General features: G+C 74.8%; 12 protein-coding genes. 9 read left to right on the top strand and 3 right to left on the bottom strand.

Annotated elements, in window-relative coordinates; all coding sequences use genetic code 11:
- Positions 1-152: 152 nt before the first annotated feature.
- Positions 153-1,007: an alpha/beta hydrolase gene (locus OUQ99_RS10940; RefSeq protein WP_267949327.1), complete on the bottom strand. Its 855-nt coding sequence runs from the start codon at positions 1,005-1,007 to the stop codon at positions 153-155.
- A gap of 759 nt (positions 1,008-1,766) precedes the next feature.
- Here OUQ99_RS10940 and OUQ99_RS10935 point away from each other — a divergent pair.
- From OUQ99_RS10935 to OUQ99_RS10900, 8 genes are read left to right on the top strand one after another with little or no spacing between them, the layout of a single operon-like run.
- Entirely contained in the window at positions 1,767-4,082 is a 2,316-nt protein-coding gene (locus OUQ99_RS10935) for a vWA domain-containing protein (protein ID WP_267949326.1), read from the top strand.
- 43 nt (positions 4,083-4,125) lie between these two features.
- A complete protein-coding gene (locus tag OUQ99_RS10930) occupies positions 4,126-7,413 on the top strand; it encodes a tubulin-like doman-containing protein (protein WP_267949325.1) in 3,288 nt (1,095 codons plus the stop codon).
- Positions 7,410-9,851 (top strand): hypothetical protein, encoded by a 2,442-nt coding sequence (locus OUQ99_RS10925; protein ID WP_267949324.1) that lies wholly within the window; start codon positions 7,410-7,412, stop codon positions 9,849-9,851. The genes OUQ99_RS10930 and OUQ99_RS10925 overlap by 4 nt, the downstream gene beginning before the upstream one ends.
- Positions 9,848-10,972 (top strand): hypothetical protein, encoded by a 1,125-nt coding sequence (locus OUQ99_RS10920; protein WP_267949323.1) that lies wholly within the window; start codon positions 9,848-9,850, stop codon positions 10,970-10,972. The genes OUQ99_RS10925 and OUQ99_RS10920 overlap by 4 nt, the downstream gene beginning before the upstream one ends.
- A gap of 18 nt (positions 10,973-10,990) precedes the next feature.
- A complete protein-coding gene (locus tag OUQ99_RS10915; protein WP_267949322.1) occupies positions 10,991-12,031 on the top strand; it encodes a TRAFAC clade GTPase domain-containing protein in 1,041 nt (346 codons plus the stop codon).
- Positions 12,028-13,590: a hypothetical protein gene (locus OUQ99_RS10910; protein WP_267949321.1), complete on the top strand. Its 1,563-nt coding sequence runs from the start codon at positions 12,028-12,030 to the stop codon at positions 13,588-13,590. Before OUQ99_RS10915 ends, OUQ99_RS10910 begins: the two co-directional genes overlap by 4 nt.
- A gap of 46 nt (positions 13,591-13,636) precedes the next feature.
- Positions 13,637-14,056: a Fur family transcriptional regulator gene (locus tag OUQ99_RS10905; RefSeq protein WP_267949320.1), complete on the top strand. Its 420-nt coding sequence runs from the start codon at positions 13,637-13,639 to the stop codon at positions 14,054-14,056.
- Between the two features lie 57 nt (positions 14,057-14,113).
- Entirely contained in the window at positions 14,114-15,619 is a 1,506-nt protein-coding gene (locus OUQ99_RS10900; protein ID WP_267949319.1) for a catalase, read from the top strand.
- Between the two features lie 185 nt (positions 15,620-15,804).
- Here the strand turns inward: OUQ99_RS10900 and OUQ99_RS10895 are convergent, their stop codons facing one another.
- A complete protein-coding gene (locus OUQ99_RS10895) occupies positions 15,805-16,650 on the bottom strand; it encodes an SDR family oxidoreductase (RefSeq protein WP_267949318.1) in 846 nt (281 codons plus the stop codon).
- Between the two features lie 384 nt (positions 16,651-17,034).
- Complete coding sequence (locus OUQ99_RS10890) at positions 17,035-17,412, bottom strand: ankyrin repeat domain-containing protein (protein ID WP_267949317.1); 378 nt, start codon at positions 17,410-17,412, stop codon at positions 17,035-17,037.
- Positions 17,413-17,638: 226 nt separating this feature from the next.
- Between OUQ99_RS10890 and OUQ99_RS10885 the strand changes: the two genes are divergently transcribed.
- Positions 17,639-19,084 (top strand): acyl-CoA synthetase, encoded by a 1,446-nt coding sequence (locus tag OUQ99_RS10885; protein ID WP_267949316.1) that lies wholly within the window; start codon positions 17,639-17,641, stop codon positions 19,082-19,084.
- Positions 19,085-19,269 lie beyond the last annotated feature (185 nt).

The following is a 19,269-nucleotide window of genomic DNA, read 5'->3' as shown; positions in this document are numbered from 1 at the left end:
GGCCCGCGGGAAGAGCGCGGGCCGGTTCCGTAAAATTCGCACAGTGTGACGGCGGAGTCACGCATCGCCGCAGCTCTCGGGGCGACGAGCCGGGGTTCCGGCCGGGGCCGGCGGGCGACGGGGCACGGGGCTCCGTACGGCCGGCTCCCCGTCTACGAGAGGTTGCGCTGACGGACGTCCCACTCGGTGGAGCACAGGCCGCAGTCCTCGCCGGCGAACTCGCCCCCCGCCTCCTCGTCCCCCTTGAGCCGCCACTTCAGCCACGCGGTCCCGACCCTGCCGTACTCGCCGCCGTTGGGTTCGGCGAAGGTCCCGAAGTGCCCGACGTCGAGGTTGCCCATGAACGCGGGCAGGTCCGAGGGGATCCGCTCCCAGTCGTCGAGGGCGTTCTCGTAGGCGATGTCGGTCGGCCCGCCGGCGAAGTAGGCGATCGGGGCGTGCAGGTCGTCGAGCAGGTGGTTGTCGGAGTCGCTCAGCAGCCCGCTGTTCCAGAGCACGGTGGTGGTGATCCGGGGGTCGTCGGCCACCTCGTAGGTCTCCAGCCCGCCGCAGGACTGGCCCATGACGGCGATGTTCTCCGTGTCGATCCTCCCCCGGTACTCGCTGAACAGGCGGCTGTTCTCCGCGATCGCCCAGTCGACGGCCTCGGTGAGCATCTCGGGGTCGGTCCTGCCGGTCCCGCCCGGGCGGCCGTTGGCGATGACCAGGAACCCGTGCGAGGCGAACTCGGTGAGGATGTTCTCGAACCACGTCCCGTCCGCGCGGCAGGCGCCGTTGCCCCAGGCGACGACGGGCAGCGTCTCGTCCCCGGGCAGGTCGACGGGCCGGTAGATGGTGTGGTCGCGCAGGCGGAGGGTGGTGACGTACCCGGCGTCGTAGGGGCCCGTTCCGCCGGCGGCCTCCACGCGGTCGGCGGCGGCCGTGCCGGGGGCCGAAGGGAGGAGGGCGGCGGCCAGCAGGGCGACGAGGACGGCTGCCGTCCGGCGGCCGGGTTTGCGCGGTTCCATCTCGTGTCTCCTCAGGGGGTGCGGGGACAGCGGCCTCAGGCGCGCTGTCCCCCGAATATTCGACACCGAAAATCGGCTGTCAATCGCACTGGGGCAGGACCGGTCGATCCACCGATGAAGCCGCGCCCGCCCCGGCGAGCCCTCGGGAAAGGGGTGGGAAATCCGCCGCCCGATCCCTCTCCTTCCTTCACCCCGCCCCCTGCGACGGGTTCCCGTGTGCGGGGCGCGGGACGAATCCACCCGCGTGGGCGCCTCCGTGGCGTCGACCGCCCGTCGCCCCCTTTCCCTTTGGGACGAAGGACCTGAAACGCCCCTGACGCCTGGACGCCGCCGCCCCCGGTCGGCCTCCCGCACCGGACCGCGACGTCGCACCCCCACCGAAGAGCAGATGGGCGGCGTTCGGCCACCGCCGGCGCACACGGAACCCGACCCCGCGGGGGGAACACCCCAGAGGGGCCACCGAGACCCGATCGAGAAGGAAACCGAACCCCCCGTCGGAAAACACCGAACAAGCCACAACCCCGATAAAAATGACCACCACGACCCCAGAGACACACCCGAACACCACAAAGAAAGAAACACCCCAGAGATCCCATCGGCCACATATATGGAACAGAAAACCGCACCGGAATCCGTTGAAGCACCTCTCGGAAAGCAGTACAGTATGCCTCCCCTATATTTTTCCGATGACAAGCATCTTGTTCACGTGAAAAAAGGATCGCTTTCTCTCACCACCTCGACGAGAAGGGAACAGGTGGCTTGGCCACGACCCCCCGCGTGAAGCCGGCCGGGAGCCGCACGGCCCTCGTCGCGACACTTCTCCTGCTCCTCGGACCGGCTGTCCCGCTCCCCGCCCACGCCGGGGCACGCGCGCCGCAGCCCGGGGAGAGCGCCCCGGTCCCCCTCGACATCGTGGTCCTGGTGGACGAGTCCGGCTCCCTGGACCGGGACGACGTCGAGGCGGAGGCCAACGCGGCCTCGACCATCGCGCAGAGCGTCCTGGACCCCGGATCGCGCGTCACCGTGGTCGGCTTCGGCAGCAACAACGGCGAGTCGGGCCAGATCGCCGCCCGGGAGGTGTGCCGCCCCACCCTCGTCGACGAGGACGGGGGCCGCCAGTACCTGGCCGACTGCGTCGACGGCCTGGAGCGCCGCGAGGACTCCGAGGGCGACGACACCGACCACGCCGAGGCGCTGGGAGCGGCGCTGGGCCACCTGACCGGCACGGACTCACCGGACGGATCGTCCAAGATCGTCTTCCTGCTCACCGACGGCGCACTCGACGTACGCGACAGCCCCCAGTACGGCGCGGCCGAGCGCCGCAACGACAACGCCGCCGCCCTGGTCGGGGAGCACCTGGAACAGGCGGCGGAGCACGGCGTGCGGATCTGGCCCCTGGGGTTCGGGAGCGCCATCGACAGGGACCAGCTCGACGCGTTCGCCGCGGGCGGCTCGCAGGACACCTGCAACGACCTCGAGGTGTCCGCCCCGGTGGCCCGCGTGGCCGACGACTCCTCCGACGTGGCGCGCTCCCTCCAGGAGGCCCTGGCCGCGGCCTCCTGCTCCCAGGTGGGGGAGCCCGCGGACGAGACCCTGGCGGGCGGGGGCCGGGCCACGCTGGAGGTCGACATCCCGCTCGTGGCGACCGACGGCGCACTCATGGTCACCAAGAACAACCCGGCCATCCGCGTGGAGTACCTCGACCCCGAGGGCGAGACGGTGGACACCGGCGCCGCCGAGCACCGCGGCTCCCCGATCACCGTCAGCGGTGAGAACAGCCCCGTCGAGGTGCTGCGCCTCGTCGACCCGATGCCCGGCACCTGGAGCGTCCGGCTCACCTCGCCCGAGGGGACCCCCGAGGAGCTGGTGACGGCGCGCGCCCAGTGGAAGGGCTTCATCAACACCTTCCTCCGGGTGGAAGGAGGGCAGGACCCCGGAGAGCTGGTGGTCCGGGTGGACATCCGCACCCGCCGCGGCCCGATCACCTCCCCCGAGGCCCTCGCCGACCTCGAATTCTCCGCCGAGGCGGCCTTCCCCGACGGCTCCTCCACCCCCGTGGAGATCGGCGACGGGGGCGAGGCCCCCGACTCCGCGGCCGGGGACGGGCAGTACGCCGGCACGGTCTCCGTCCCCGAGGGGACGGACGAGGTGACCTTCACCAGCCGGGTCCAGGGGCCCGGCGTGCCCGACGACGTGCACGAGTACGTGTACACCTTCGACCCCGGGGGCAGCAGCCTCCGGCCCAGCGTCTCCTTCGGGGAACTCCCCGAACAGGTCTGGTCCGGCCAGGAGGTGGCCGGAACCCTGACCGTCACCAACCAGGGGCCGCGGGAGGAGACCGTCGAGCTGGTGCTCGCCCCCTCGGAGGGCCTGCTCGCCACCATCGCGCAGGACACCTCCGGCTTCGCGCCCGGGAGCAGCCGCAGCGACTTCACGGTCCGCTTCGGAGAGGGCTCCGCACTGGGCCCGGCGACCCTCAACGTCCTGGCGGTCGACGCCCGGGGCGAGGTCCTGCACACCTCCCCCACGATCGCGACGACCGTGCGCTCCGCCCCCGGCGTCCTGGAGCGGTACTGGTGGATCTGGGCCCCGCTGGCCGCCCTGGTCCTCCTCGGCGGGGGCTCGCTCCTGCTGGGCCTGAAGAAGGCACGGGAGAGACGGGACGTCGGGGGGATCGTCGTCACGCTCCACCGGGACGGCGGCGCCCTCCTCCCGCCCCTGACGGCCCCTGCCAGGCGGAGCACGGTCTTCGCCTTCACCGTCCGCGAGGAGGCGGGGGCCGACCCTCGGCTCGACCACGCCCGCGGTCCCGGTCCGGCCCGCGTCCACGAGGTCCGGCGGCACCGCTCGGGCGGTGTGCTGCTGCGCACCGCCGACGGCCGGGAGCGGCTCCTGCGCTTCGGCCAGGCCGACGAGCCGCTGTCCGGCGGCCTGACCGTCTCCTTCGAGGACGGCCGAACACGCCGGAGGGAACCCTCCCCTCCCCCCGCGCAGCACGCGCACCCCCGGTCCCCGGGTCCTGGTGCGGCCGCCCCCGAGCAGGGACCGCCGACCGACGGCATCCACATCGACTGACCCCTCCCGAGGAACGACGCACAGCCGAAGGGTTCCCCTCTCCATGACGATGAAGCTCTACCAGCCGCTTCTGTACGTCGGTCTCGGCGGCACCGGCTGCCGTATCGGCGCCGAGCTCGAACGCCGTATGCGCGAGGAGTTCTGCGGCCCCGACGGGACCGAGTTCCAGAGGCGCCGCCCGGGCGCCGACCTCCTCCCCTACCAGCTGCCGTCCTGCGTGCAGTTCGTCTACGCCGACGTCAGCCGCAGCCAGCTGGACGCCATGCCCTCGAGCGTGGTGCCCGGACGCCAGTACTTCCCCGCGGTCGAGCGCACCGCCCACTACGTGCGCGACCTGCTGCCCGAGGTCCGCACCTACCCGGAGGCCGCGCGCAGCCTGCGGCTGAGCGCGGGCGAGACGGTGGGGCACTGGCTCCCGCCCGAGGCGGGCGAACCCCGGGTGGCGCCGCTGGACCACGGGGCCGGGCAGTTCCCCACGGTGGGCCGGGCCGCCCTGTTCGAGACCTTCCGGGGCGGCGTGGGGCCGGCCGTCGCCCCCCTGCACGAGGCGATCAACCGGCTCGCCACCTCGGCCGGGGACCTGGCCGCGCTGGGCGGCGCGCTGCCCCGCGCGTGCGACGTGTTCGTCTCGTTCTCCGTCGCGGGCGGCACGGGGGCCGGGATCTTCTACGACTACCTGCACCTGATCGCCCGGGCCTTCGAGCGCTCGGGCATGCGCATCCAGATCTACCCCCTGGTCCTCATGCCCTCGTCCTTCGACGAGGGGTTCGGCGGCGGGCGCAACGCCCGGCTCAACGCGGGCCGCGCCCTACTGGACCTGTTCCGCCTCGTCGACGACCAGAACGGGCGCGAGGCCTCCCTGGAGCTGGCCGACGACACCCGTCCCTCGCTCCGCAGCCGCGAGGAGGCCTGCGTCCACTACCCGGTGGAGGGCCGCGTCCAGATGGCGTCCTCCACGATGCAGACGGCGTTCCTGTTCAACAGGCCGACCGGGACCGACCGCGAGGACCTGCACCGCTCGGTGGTCTCCCTGATGCTGTCCCTGGCCGGGACCGACCCCGACGACAAGGCCGAGGAGGCCCCCGCTGCGCAGCAGGAGTACCAGTCCTTCGCGGACAGCTTCATCAACGGGGACAGCAAGCGCGGTTCCTCGGCCGAGACGGGCATCGGCAACCAGGGCGTGTCGACCGCCCTGGTCGCCTCCATGACCGTGCCCGTCGACGAGATCGCCGACATCATCGGCTCCCGGCTGCTGCGCTCGGCGGTGGAGGACATGCAGGCGCCGATGCGCGCGCTCCCCCCGGAGCAGATCCAGGAGGCGCTGCGGAACTTCTTCTCCGAGGCCCAGCTGCACCCGCTCCTGGCCCGGACCGGCATCGGCTTCGCCGAACCGCAGCCCGCGGACGGCGCCAAGGAGGTCGCGGGGGCCCTGTACGACCGCGGCGAGGCCATGAAGCACAGCCTGGCGGCCCTGCGCTCCCGCCTCGCCCGCGAGGCTCCCGACCTGGCCCGGAGCTTCGACCACCGGGCCGGGGTACGCGCGCTGCTCTCCGGCCTGGACCCCTTCCAGGCGCTGCGCGTGCTCTCGGGCGACCCCCGGAGCAGCGATCCGACGGCGCAGCTGGGGGTCCTCGGCCTGCTCCAGCGGCGCCGCGACGCACCCCCGCCCCCGGAGGGCATGAACGGGTTCCCGGCCCTGCCCGAGATGCGGGACCGGCTGGGCGGCCTGCGCAGGATCCGCTTCGCCGACCCCGAGCCCTCCGCAGCCCGGGCGCGCCAGGACGCCTGGTACGACTGGCAGACACGGACCGCCTGGAGCGAGGCCTGGGCGGCGGCCGAGCCCCGCTGGAAGCAGCAGACCGCGCAGATGGCGCGGGACCTGCCCGCGCTCGTCCAGCAGCTGGACGAGCACGCCCGGGCCGACCGCCCCCGCTTCGAACGGCTCTCCCGCGAGCTCTACCGGCAGCGCACCGGGGTCTCCTACCTCCTCCCCCCGTCCGGCGGCGACCTCGAACCGTTCTTCGCGCGGGTCCGGGAGCAGGTGGTTCGGGACCTGCACGAGTCGGGGCAGCTGCACGCCTCCCCCACCGACGCCGAACTGGTCCAGACGCTCCTCGGACCGCACATCTGGGCGGAGGCCTTCGGCGCCGCCCTGGAGAGCGGTCCGGCCGAGGCCGTGGCCTTCCTTCGCGAACGGCTCAAGACCTGGGTCAAGAGTTTTTTGCGAGACCCGGAGTCCCCCAGGGCCCACCTCCTGCCCCGGCTGGCGGACCTGCTCTCCCACGCCGCGGGGCAGACGGCGGGCAGGATCGCCGAGGAGGACCTGGCCCGCTTCCGCGCCCAGGTGGCCGGCCTGCTCCCGGTGGGGTACGACCCCCAGGGAAACGGCCCGCTCAAGATCCTGATCTCCTACGACTCCCCGACCAAGAACGCCGCTGTCGAGCAGTGCCTGAGGGAGATGCTCAACCTGCCGCGGGGCGCCGGGCACAGGTTCGAGTACCGGGTGACCGGCGCCGAGAGCATCAGCGTGGTCCTCTTCCGCAGTTCCATGGGCATCACCGAGGTCCCCGAGGTCCGGGAGGTCATGCGGCTGTGGTCCGACGCGCTCATCCGCCACGAGCCCGGCGACCACCTGCCCTGGCGCCAGCGGCTCGGGTACGACTTCAGCCACCTGGCCACGACGGAGCGGCACCGGGTCCGCATCCTGCAGCGGCTGCTCAGCGCCCTGTGGAACGGGAGGGCGTCCGTGGTCGGCGACCCGTCGGCCCCGGACGAGGTCCGCTTCACCCTGGGCGGCGGGGTCACCATGCCGCTGCGGCTGGCGCCCCTGGGCCGCACCTCCTCCTGGGGCAGCCTGCTCCAGGCCTACGAGCGCTGGGCCTTCACCGGCGAGGACGGCATCACGGGGCAGTTCAGCACCCAGCTCATGCGGGAGGTGCCGTTCGGCGTCGACAGCAGGCCGGAGCCCCCGCACCCGGTCTTCGAGGCCTTCTGCCGCCTGGCCGACGACCGGAGCGAGGCGCGGCGGCTGGAACGGATGGCGCAGGGCCTGCCCGGCAGCTCGCGCGGCAGACTGCTCCAGGCACGGGACTTCTGGGAGCTCACCGTGCCCGCCGCCATGGACCTGGACTTCACGGGGGTGCACATGCCGCTGTTCTCCAACCTGGGGCAGCTGCGCTCGGAGGCGTCGGCCTCGGGCGGCGGGGCGGGACACGGGTACCGGACCGCGGGCCCCGGGGAGCCCGGTCCCGACCGCATGGACTTCGGCGGGGACGGGGTCGGTAACGGCCCCGGACGGCCCGGCGGCCGGGAGGGTGACCCGCTGCGATGAGCGTACGCCTGTTCGACCTGCGTGGGAGCAGCCCGGAGGAGGCCCTGGGGGCCGTCCTCGGCGAGCTCGGGGAGGGCACCCCCCTCACCGGGGCCGACCGGGTCGTCCTCCTGGACGGGACCCGGCTGCTGGCCGGACACGCGGCCGCCTACGAGGCGGTGTTCACCAGCGGCCGCGTCCGCTCCGCGGTGTGCGTCGCCGTGGGCCCCCCGACCGCGGACGCCGGGCGCCGGTTCCTGGACCGCCCCGGCCAGCTGGGCCCCGGGCGCGGTGTGGCCACCCTGTGGGTCGGTGACACCACGGGGGTGGACTGGGGCATCCGGCCACCGGGGCCGCCCCGGCCCCGGCCCGGTGTCCCCGCCGGTTCCGGGGCCGGCCTGGAGCACCTGCTCGCCGCGCTGGGGCAGGTGGAGGTGTTCGACCGCGTCGTGGAGCTGAGCGGCGAGCTGCCCGAGGCCGCCGCCTCGCCCGGCCTGTGCTGGTCCGAACCCGACAGGGGCGGCGGCGCGGCCGATTCCGCGCTGGCCGCGGCCCTGCGGCGGTACGCCTCCGGAGGGGGCGCGTCCGGGGGCGGGACCGGAACGGTCCCGGCCGCCGCGCCCTCCCGGGGGAACCTGCTGGCGGACCTCGTGGCGGGCGCCCACCGGCCCCGCCCCGTCGACGTCGTCGGCGGCACGGGGGAGCTCGGGGCCCGCGAGCGCCACGCCCGGGACGCGGCCGCCGCGGCGGAGGAGGCACTGGCCTCGCTCTCCGCACCGGGAGGGGCGTTCGCGCGCACCACACCCGAACGCGTGCGACGGGAGGAACTGCGAGCGGCCGGGGAGGCGCTGGACGCCTACCGCGCCCATGTCGACCGGCTCTTCCGCGAGCTCTCCCCCCTGACCGGGAACCGGCTCGCGGCCGCCCTGGGCCGGGCCGGGGTCGTGGGCGCGCCGCCCACCCGCGAGGAGGTCGACGAGGCGCTGGGCGCGCTCGCCCGGCTCCTGGACGAAGGGGTGCGCGGGGGCGTCGCGCTCGACGGGCTCGCCCGGGACCTGGAGGAGGTCTCCCGGCGCGTCGCCCCCCGTGACGGCGCCGCCCCTCCGCAGCCGGGCCCGGAGGACCCCGACGACGTGCTGCGGTCCCTGGCGGACCCGCCCCCCTTCCCCCTGCCGGGGCCGCTGTCCCCGCTCCTGCTCCCGGCCTTCCTCCTGCCCGTGCTGCCCGCGCTCGCCGGCGGCCCCGCGGGGATCGCCGGGGGGATCGCCACCGCCCTGGCCTGGGTCCTGGCGGTCACCGCGGGCGCACGGAGGGCCCGCGGCCCGGGCGGCGGGCTGCCGACCGCCGTCGCGCACGCGGTGGCGGCGTTCTCCGGGGTCCTGGCGGGGCTGGGCGCGGGCGGTGTGCTGCAGCTCGGCCTCGTGGTGCCGCCGCCCGTGTGGCTGTCCCTGGCGCTCCCCGCCTGCGCGGCGGCCGGGGGCGGCGTGCTCCTGTACACGTGGTCCCGGCTCGCCCGCAGGTGGCGGGACCGGATCGCCCCGGAGCGGGCCGACGCGTCCGTCACCGCCCTGGCGGCGCTGGTCGACCGGCGTGCGCGCGAGTCCTGGTACCCGGGGGCCGCGCGGAGCGGGGTGGCCGACGCCGCCCGGTCCGCCCAGGGGGCGGTGCGCGCCGTCGCCGACGCCTTCGCCGGGGCGGCCGCCGCCCTGCCGCCGCCCTCCTCGCACCCGGAGGAACTGGAGGCGGTGGTGCGCTCGGACCTGTCGGCACTGGCGCGCGCCGCGCTGGAGCCGGTGCTGGCCGGGCTGCGCTCGGGTACGCCTGTCGGCGACCTCTCCCGGAGGGTGCACGGCACGGCGACCGACCTGTTGGAGGGGTACCGGGAGCACCTGGCCCGTGCGGGCGCCCACGTCCCGCCCCGCTTCGCCGACCCGGACACGCCCCGGCAGGTCCGGGGCGGCCCCGACCTGAACCGGGCGCTGGACACGCTGCGCCTGGCCCCGGAGGACCGCATGTTGCAGCTGTGCGACCCGGGCCACCTGTCCCTGCTGGGCGAGAGCGCCCCCGCGGTGCGGGCGGTGCGCTTCGCCCCGTACTCGCTGCGCGCGGGGGCCGCTGTGTACGGGGACCCGGACTCGGCGTTCCCGGACCGTTCGGCCGTGTGGACGCGCGAGGGGGCGCTCACGGGAGTCCTGCGGCTCGTCCCGCTGCGCCCGGGGGTGGTGCGTACCCGGTGGTCCCGGACGGAGCCGTCGGACGGCGGGCACGGGGGCGCGGCGGGGCGTCCCGTTCCGGACCCGGAGGAGGACCCGGCGGGCGCGTTCGCCGCGGGCGCGGCCGGGGGGCCGGCGGAGGCGCCGGAGGCGCCCTTCGGGGAGGACCCCGCGGACAGGCCCCGCGGGGGCGCGGAGGGCAGGGGGGCCGGGACCGACCGGCCGGAGGAGGACTACCTGCGTTGAACGAGCACAGTGCCGTGGAGGCCGCCTACCTGACGCCCCGCCGGGAGGGCGCGCGGTGCCGCCTGGTCCCGGCCCCGGACCGGACCGTCGACGCGCCGGCGCACCCGCTGCTGGACCTGGTGGCGGTGCACGACGAGGTGTCCGGGCGCGACCTGCTCAGGCTGTCCGTGCGCCCCCTCGACGGCGAGCGCGTCCAGGACCGGGCCCGGGCCTTCGCCGCCCTGGACAACGAGATCCTCGCGGGGGTCAGGCTGGCGAGGGCCTCGCACGGTCCCCCGCCGGCGGAGCTGAGCCGCCTGGTCGGCTACCGCGACGACCCCGCGGAGCCCTTCGCCCTGCTGGAGCCCTACCGGGGCGAGCCCCTCGACGCGGTCCTGGGCAGGCGGCTGCTGTTCGAGGAGGAGCGGGCGGCCTTCCGGGAGGGCCTGTTCCGGGCCCTGTTCTGGCTGCAGGCCTGCGAAGTGGTGCACAGGGACATCCGGCCCGGGACCGTCCGCTGGGACGGCGGGGGCGGGGGCGTGCAGGTGTGCGGCTTCACCAGCGCGACCGTGGCCGGTGTGGCGCGCGAGTCGGTGGGCGTCGGCCCGTGGGCCTCCCACGAGCAGCGCGCGGCGGTGGGGCGGTGCGACCCCCGTGACGACGTGTGGTCGGCCGGCCTGGTCCTGTTCCAGGCCCTGAGCGGCCACGACGTGTCCGGCGGAGGCATCCTTCCGCTGGACGGGCACCCCGGGCTGGCCGTGCAGCTGGAGGGGGTCTTCGCCAGGGAGGCGGAGGAGCGTCCCGGGGCCGGGGAGCTCCTGGCCCGGGTGTCGGGCGCGGTGCCGCCCCACCGGACCGGGGTCGGCGACCACCTCCGGCAGGGCCGCACGAGGTTCCGGGAGAACAGGGAGCGCAAGAGGCTCGCGGCCGGGTGGGTCCCGCCGGACGGGGACGGGTCCGCGCCCGAGGGGCCCGCGCCCCGTGCCCCCGCCGCGCCCGCCCCGGGCGGGCCCCCGCTCCAGAGCCCCGTCCCCGACGTGGAGACCGCCCGCGGGACGGGCCGGTCCGGCTACGTCGGCCTCGCGCTCCTGCTCGTGCTGATGGTGGCCGTGTCCGTCGCCCTGTTCCTCCGTTTCGGCTGACCGAGAGGCTGACCACCCATGACCGACGACTCCGCGGACGCCCCCCGGGTCCTCTGCCCCGTGTGCCTGAGCCGGGTCGGACCGGACAGCGGGGAGCTGAGGGAGTGGCGGGACGGCGAGTACCGCCCGCTGTACGTCCCGGACGGGGCCACCGAGCACATGCGGCTCCGGATCATGCGCACCCGGGCCCAGGTGCTGTGCCCCAACAGGGGCAACGAGTACCCCGAGCACCACCTCCCCTACCAGTACGTCAACCAGCGGCGCGACCCGGTGGTGGTCGCCCTCGTCGGGGCGCCGCGGTCCGGCAAGACCCACCTGCTCGCGTCGATGGTCGGCGCGATCCAGGAACAGGGCCTGAACCGGTTCGGCCTGTCGGCCTCCCCCCTGGACGTCAACGCGTACGAGCGGTTCACCAACACCCGGGTCCGCCCCCTCCTGGGCCAGGGCCGGGTCCTGGCGCGCACCAACGACGACGTGTGGGAGTTCGAGGTCGGACTGATGGTCTCCGACGGCTCCGACCAGCGCGCCGTGGCCTTCTTCGACGTCGCGGGAGAGGTCATGGACACCGTCGGCAAGGTCTCCCGGCAGGCGTTCTTCGACAAGGTGGACGGGTTCGTGTTCGTCGTCTCCCCCGACGACCTGGAGGACGACCGCGCCGACACCACCTTCTCCGCGGTCCTGGACGTGGTCGAGGACAAGCAGGACAAGGCGGCCGTCGTGGTGGTGGGCAAGGCGGACGTGTACCGCTACGAGCACCCGGTGGACCGGTGGCTGCGCGACGGGGTGTGCCTGGACGACGCCTCCCGCATCGCGGCCGAGACGGAGGACCTCTACGCGTTCATCGACCGGTACGACAAGGGCGGGAGCTACCTGAGGCCGTGGACCGAGTTCGGCAGGAGCGCGATCCACGCGGTCTCCGCGACGGGGGGAGCCCGGCTTCCGGACAGTCCCAGCTACTCGCGCCCGGTCCGGCCGCAGCGCACCCTCCAGCCCTTCCTCACGCTGATGGCGATGACCGGGGTCGCGACGGCCCCGGGGGCGCGGGGGGTGGGGCTGTGACCGCGGAGCAGGGCGCCGGGGGGACCGGCAGGGAGCCCTTGGAGCGGATCTCGTTCGGCTACCGCAGGCAGGGCCTGCTGGGGACGGGCATCGGACCCGTGGGAACCTCGCTGTCCGACAGCGCCGAGGGCTACATGCGGCTCGTCACGTGGCGGGACCGGCTGGACGGGGTGGTGGCCCCGGAGCTGCCTCCCGAGCACACGGCGCCGAGCTACTGGTACCGCAGGTTCCAGGACGGGCAGGGCGTCCTCCTGCGCCGCCTGCCCGAACCCGCCCCGTCCGACCGCCGGGGCAGCCGCGCCCAGGCGGTGGTCGGCGACGACCTGAACGCGCCCCGCGCGCTCCTGGTCGCGCTGGAGGCCGTGCCCGAGCTGAGCGCGTGGCTGTCCGAGCCCTGGGACTCCGAGCGGGGGTGGGCCTGCACGGCTCCGGCCCTCGTCCCCGGGAGCTTCTCCGACCTGCCCGGGCGGCTGAATCGCGAGGCCGCGGCCCAGGCGGGCCTGGCGCCCCTGGTGGCGAGGCTGCTGCAGGCCCCCGGCTCCCCCGTGGACGTCGTCGTCCCGGCGGGCGCCCCCGCCCCGGACGAGAGGACGAGGCTGCTCCTGCTGTGGGGCGCCTACGTGGTCCTGCGGGACGTGGTCGGCACCGAGCGCAAGCCCCGGGGCGGGCGGTCCGACTGGTCGTTCTCCACCTACGAGCCCTGGCCGGAACGCGGCACCGTCCCGACACGGCCGAAGATCGCGTTCCGGCCGCCGGGGCCCGCGGCCGGCGCGGGGTCCGGCACCGCGCTCGACGTCCTCTCCGGCGGCGACGGGTCCTTCCACCACGACCTCGCCCGCTGGCTCGTCGGGCACCTGGAGGCGGGCACCCTGCCCGAGGCCACCGAAGGGCTGCAGGAGGACCGCGCGTCCGAGCACCCCCGGGTTCTGGAACTCCTGGCCGGGCGCATGCGGCGGTCGTCGGCGCGCCCCTCCCGGTGGGGGAGCGCCCCCTGGGGCGGCCCGCCCCGGTTCTCGCCCAGCGCCATGGAGGACGCCCTGCGGCCGGCGGAGCCCACGGCCCCGAACGCCTCCGCGGGCCCCGCCGAACCGGCGGAGCGCACCGGCCGGGCCGGGCACCGGGCCCCTCCGCTCCGGCGCCCCTCGTCGCGGACGGAAGGGGCTCCGGGCACGGTCCCCGGTTCCCCCGCGACCGGCGGGCCGCGTGTTCCCCCGGCGGACCGGGGACCGGCCCTCCGGCCGGACGCCGACCCGGCGCCCGGGACCGTCGTCCCCTCCCTCGGGCGCCCCGGCCGGCCGGAACCCGCGGCGGTGCCTGCGGACCGCGCCCCGGAGGAGCTGCTGCGGCTCCTCGACGAGTTGGGCCGGACCCGGGACCCGGACCGGATCAGCGACCTGGCCACCCGGATCGTCGAGCACCGCTACCCGGGGTTCGGGCGCAGGCTCGTGGTGCGCGGAGCCGCGGCGGGCGGGTGGGAGGTCCGCCCGGGGCTCGTGGCCGCCCTGATCGTGCAGCTCCTCCTCGTGCTGATCGCGGTGGCGGTGTTCACGGGCAGTTAGGATGGCCTTTGTTGGAATCATTCCAGAAAAGTGCTTGAATGGGCCCATGCACCAGACGGAGACGGAGGCCCTCCTCCGGGAGGCCTCGCTACGCGTGACCCGGCCACGGGTGGCGGTCCTGGAGGCTGTCGGGGCTCATCCGCACGCCGATGCCAGCACCGTCCTCCAGGCGGTCCGCGGCCAGCTCGGTGCGGTGTCCACACAAGCGGTGTACGACGTGCTCAGGGCTCTGACAGACGCCGGGCTCGTCAGGAGGATCGAACCGGAGGGGTCGGCGGCGCGCTACGAGCGGAGGGTGGGGGACAACCACCACCACGTGGTCTGCCGCAGCTGCGGCGTGATCGCGGACGTGGACTGCGCCACCGGAGCCGCCCCCTGCATGACGGGTTCACAGGACCACGGCTTCGCCATAGACGAGGTCGAGGTCACCTACTGGGGCGTATGCCCCGCCTGCCAAGAGGCCTGACACACGACCGGTGCTCCACCGCAGCACCAAGAGATCCCACCTTAGGACGAGGAACGAATGTCGCACGACAACACCAAGCCGCTGACGACAGCCAACGGCGCCCCCGTCGCGGACAACCAGAACAGCCTGACCGCGGGCCCGCGCGGCCCGATGCTGCTCCAGGACCTGTGGTTCCTGGAGAAGCTCGCCCACTTCGACCGCGAGGTCATCCCCGAGCGCCGGATGCACGCCAAGGGTTCCGGAGCCTTCGGCACCTTCACGGTCACCCACGACATCACCCGGTACAGCAAGGCCGCGATCTTCTCCGAGATCGGCAAGCAGACCGAGATGTTCGCCCGCTTCTCCACCGTCGCCGGTGAGCGCGGCGCGGCCGACGCCGAGCGCGACATCCGCGGCTTCGCCCTGCGCTTCTACACCGAAGAGGGCAACTGGGACATCGTCGGCAACAACACCCCGGTCTTCTTCTTCCGCGACCCGCTGAAGTTCCCCGACCTCAACCGCGCCGTCAAGCGCGACCCGCGCACCAACATGCGCTCGGCCGAGAACAACTGGGACTTCTGGACCAACCTCCCCGAGGCCCTGCACCAGGTCACCATCGTCATGTCGGACCGCGGCATCCCCGACGGCTACCGCCACATGCACGGCTTCGGCTCGCACACCTTCTCGTTCGTCAACGAGGCCGGCGAGCGCTTCTGGGCCAAGTTCCACTTCCGCACCCAGCAGGGGATCAAGAACCTCACCGACGAGGAGGCCGCCAAGGTCGTCGCCGAGGACCGCGAGTCCTCGCAGCGCGACCTGTTCGAGGCTATCGAGCGGGGCGACAACCCGAAGTGGACGTTCTACGTCCAGATCATGCCCGAGGCCGAGGCCGCGGACTACCGCTTCCACCCCTTCGACCTCACCAAGGTCTGGTCCAAGAAGGACTACCCGCTGATCGAGGTCGGCGAGTTCGAGCTCAACCGCAACCCCGAGAACTACCACGCGGACGTCGAGCAGGCCGCCTTCACCCCGGCCAACATCGTCCCGGGCATCGGCATCTCGCCCGACCGCATGCTCCAGGGCCGCCTGTTCTCCTACGGTGACGCCGCCCGTTACCGCCTGGGCGTCAACCACCACCAGATCCCGGTGAACTACCCGCGCGGCGCCAAGCTGGTCAACACCTACCACCGCGACGGCGCCATGCGCGTGGACGGCAACCAGGGCGGCGTCCCCGGCATCGAGCCCAACTCCTACGGCCGCTGGCAGGAGCAGCCCCAGTACGCCGAGCCGGCGCTGGCCGTGGGCGCGACCGCCGACCGGTTCGACTACCGCGAGGACGACGACAACTACTTCGAGCAGCCCGGCAACCTGTTCCGCCAGATGACGCCGGAGCAGCAGCAGGTCCTGTTCGAGAACACCGCCCGTGCGATCGACGGCGCCTCCCAGGCCACCATCGAGCGCCACATCGGCAACTGCACCAAGGCCGACGCCGCCTACGGCGAGGGCGTGCGCAAGGCCATCGAGGCCCTGCAGGCGGGCAAGGTCTCGCCGGCCGAGGCCAACCCGAACAACGTTCCGGCCTGATCACACGCCTGAACGCCTGAGCACCCGGGTGCCAGGACACCGAGCCGACGCGGTCCCGACCGCGTCGGCTCGGCCCGTTTCCGGGACGGGCCGGGGACGGAGGCCGGGCACGGCGAGGATGCCGGCGCCCGGGGAGGGAGGGGAGCACGCCCGGCGCCGTCCCCGTGCGCGCCGCAGTGGGAGGGTCAGGCTTCGACCGGTGTACCGGGGGCGATGTCGTACGCCTTCCGCACCAGGTCGGGGCGGCGTCCGTCGTTGAGCCGCCGGCCCCACTGGGCGTCGACCTGTGCGCGGACCTGCGGCTCCATCTCGGCGGGGAGCAGGTGCCGGTAGCGGCGGTCCTCGCCCAGCAGCACCTCGACGGTCCGCCGGTAGACCGGCTCGGGGTCGTACTGCTCGTGCGGGAAGGCGAGTTCGGCGTAGTCGTAGAGGCGGTCGGCCGGGTCGTCGCGCCACTCCTTCCACGTCTCGAACATGGTGTCGTTGAACCCGGTGAGGAAGGGGCCCGGGTTGATCGTCGCCACCGTGACACCGAACTCCGCGAGTTCCTGGTCCAGGGCGTCGGCGAACGCCTCCACCGCGTGCTTGGAGCCCGCGTAGGCGCCGGTGAACGGGTCGACGGTGAGGCCGGCGACCGAGGACATGAACACGATGCGCCCGCCGCGGCGGGCCGCCATCTGCCGGGCGATGCCCTGGGTGAGCAGGACGGGACCGAAGACGTTCACCTCGAACTGGCGGCGCAGCCGCTCCTCGGGGATGTCGGCCGTGGCGCCGCCTTCGGAGACACCGGCGTTGTTGAGGAGGACCTCCACGTTCCAGGTCCAGGCCCTCTCCCGGTCGCCGGGGTCGGTCACGTCGAGCTTCTCGACCCGCAGTCCGACGCCCCGCTCCCGGGCCTCGGCGCGCAGGACGCCGACCTGGGCGATGATCTCCACGCCCGCGATCACCTCGTGTCCGGCCTCGGCGAGCCGCAGCGCGACCTCCTTGCCGAAGCCGCTGCCCGCGCCGGTGATGAGAATCGGTCCCGCCATGTCGTCGCACCTTTCCCCTGCTGGGTGTCCGGCCCCTCCGGACCACGGATGTCCTCGGCCCGCCCGTACGCCGACACCGGCACCGCTGTTCCCGCAGGCGCCGGCGGGATCCGGCCCCCGGGCGGCCCCCGGGCGGCCCCCGCAGGGCCACGTTAGGTCCCCGGCGGGCACGGCCCCCTCGTGGCACACGGGGACGGAGGAAAAAGCCTTCGCCGGCACCGGCACCGCGTGTGCCCGCCGAGGAGTGGGCCGCGTCTCCGCCGCTGCCCCGGCCGCGCCCATTGGAAGGGCCCCGGTCCGGGGGCTCCCGGGGCGGGAGTCCGCGGACCGGGGCCCGGAGCGGGGCCCTCGCAGGCGCAGGTCAGGGGCAGCGGCCGTCCCGGATCAGGGCAGCAGGTCGGTGCGGCCGAACATCTCGGCGGCGGCACGGGCGCTCGGCGTGCCCGCGTCGAGGTCGGCCCCGGCCTCGACGAGCGCCGCGACCACACCCTCCTCGCCCTTGAACAGCGCCCCGGCCACCGGCGTCTGGTCCTTGCCGTTGCGCAGGTCCACGTCGGCGCCGCGGTTGACGAGGGACCTGACCGTCCCCTCGTGGCCGTGGTAGGCGGCGAGCATCACCAGGCTGTTGCCCTGCTCGTCCTGGGTGTCCACGGGCAGGCCGTGGTCGAGGAACTCCATGAGCTCCTGCGTCCCGCCCTCCCGGGCGAGGTCCATGGCCAGGGCGATGATCCGCCCGGTCTGCTCGGGTGAGAGTTCGTTCATGGGTTCCATGCTAGAAGTGCCCCTCTGCCTCGCCCGACACGTGCTCGCCTCCGGCGCGGTGAGGGCGGCCACGCTTTTGGGGAGCACACCGCGGTCGGCGGCCGGGGCCGCGTGCGCACCGCCTCCTCACGGGGAGTCCACGTGGTCCCCTCCGGGGCGGTGGCGGCCGACGGCCTGTGGTGTACTGGCTCGCGACCGGATCGGAAGCGACGGACGGGAGCGGGGCATGCTGCTGAACCCCAGTGCAGGCGAGGGGTCCGCGGTGCGGGTCGGCGAGGCGGGACTCGACCGCGAGGAGCTGTGGGCCGCGGCGGGCGCCGTGGCCCGCCGGATCTCCGGGGCCGGGGCCGTCGCCGTCCACGGGGAGGCCTCCCTGTCCACGGTCGTCGCGGTCGTCGGCGGCCTGCTCGCCGGGGTCCCCGTGGTCCCCGTGCCCGCGGACGCGGGCACCGCCGAACGCCGCCACATCGTGCGCGACTCCGGGGCCGCCCTGTGGCTGGGCGCCCCGCAGGAGGGGATCGACCTCCCGGTGGTGCCGGTCGACCCGGCCGAGCGCGCCCCGTTCACGGCCCCCGAGCCCCCGCCCGGGGCCGCAGCCCTGATCATGTACACCTCCGGGACCACCGGCCGTCCCAAGGGCGCCGTCCTGTCGCGGCGGGCCGTCGCCGCCGACGTGGACGCGCTCGCCGACGCCTGGGACTGGACCTCCGAGGACGTCCTGGTCCACGGGCTCCCGCTGTTCCACGTGCACGGCCTGGTCCTGGGCGTGCTGGGGGCCCTGCGCGTGGGCAGCTCCCTGCTGCACACCGTCCGCCCCACCCCCGCGGCCTACGCCGCAGCGGCGCGCGGGGACCACGCGGGCCCGGCGGCGCCCGCGAGGAGCGGCGCGAGGGACAAGGGGCGCGGAACCCTGTTCTTCGGGGTGCCGACCGTGTGGTCGCGGATCGTCCGCGACCCGGACTCCGCCCGCGCCATGGCCGGTGCGCGGCTGCTCGTGTCCGGGAGCGCGGCGCTCCCCGACCCGGTGGCCGAGGGCCTGCGGGCCGCCTGCGGACACAGCCCCGTGGAGCGTTACGGGATGACCGAGACCCTGATCACCCTGGCCGCGCGCGCCGACGCGCCCCGCCGCACCGGCTGGGTGGGGACGGCGCTGCCCGGCGTGGAGTCGCGGCTGCGCGGCGAGCACGGCGAGGAGGTCGCCCCGGACGGGGAGGCCGTCGGCGAGCTCCAGGTCCGGGGCGCCACCCTGTTCGACCGCTACCTCGGCCTGCCGGAGGCCACCGCTGCGGCGTGGACCGACGACGGCTGGTTCCGCACCGGCGACGCCGCTGTGATCGACGGGGACGGCTGGCACCGGGTGGTGGGGCGCATGTCGGTCGACATGATCAAGACCGGCGGCTACCGGGTGGGCGCCGGAGAGGTCGAGTCCGCGCTGCTCGGCCACCCCTCGGTGCGCGAGGCGGCCGTGGTGGGCGAGGCGGACGACGACCTCGGCCAGCGGATCGTCGCCTACCTGGTGGGGGACGGCGTCAACCCCGGGGCCGTCATCGACCACGTCGCCGCCCAGCTGTCGGTGCACAAGCGCCCGCGCGAGGTGCGGGTGGTGGACACGCTCCCCCGCAACGCGATGGGCAAGATCCAGAAGAACCTCCTGGGCGGCGCGGCGGGCTGAGCCCCTCCCCCGCCGCCCGGAGTCGGGTGTCCGCGGGGGTGGCGCGGCGGCCGCGGTCCGCCGCGCCACCGTCGCGAGGGGCGGTGTCACAGGTGCAGGGGCGCGAGGGGCCGGCGTTCAGCGGGTTCCGGGGCGGGCCGTCCCCCGGGAGCGCCTGCCGTGCGGTCCCGCCCCCGCGGACCGGC

Source organism: Streptomonospora nanhaiensis (assembly GCF_026642255.1).
Lineage (GTDB): Bacteria > Actinomycetota > Actinomycetes > Streptosporangiales > Streptosporangiaceae > Nocardiopsis > Nocardiopsis tropica.
This window is presented reverse-complemented; position numbering and strand designations above follow the sequence as displayed.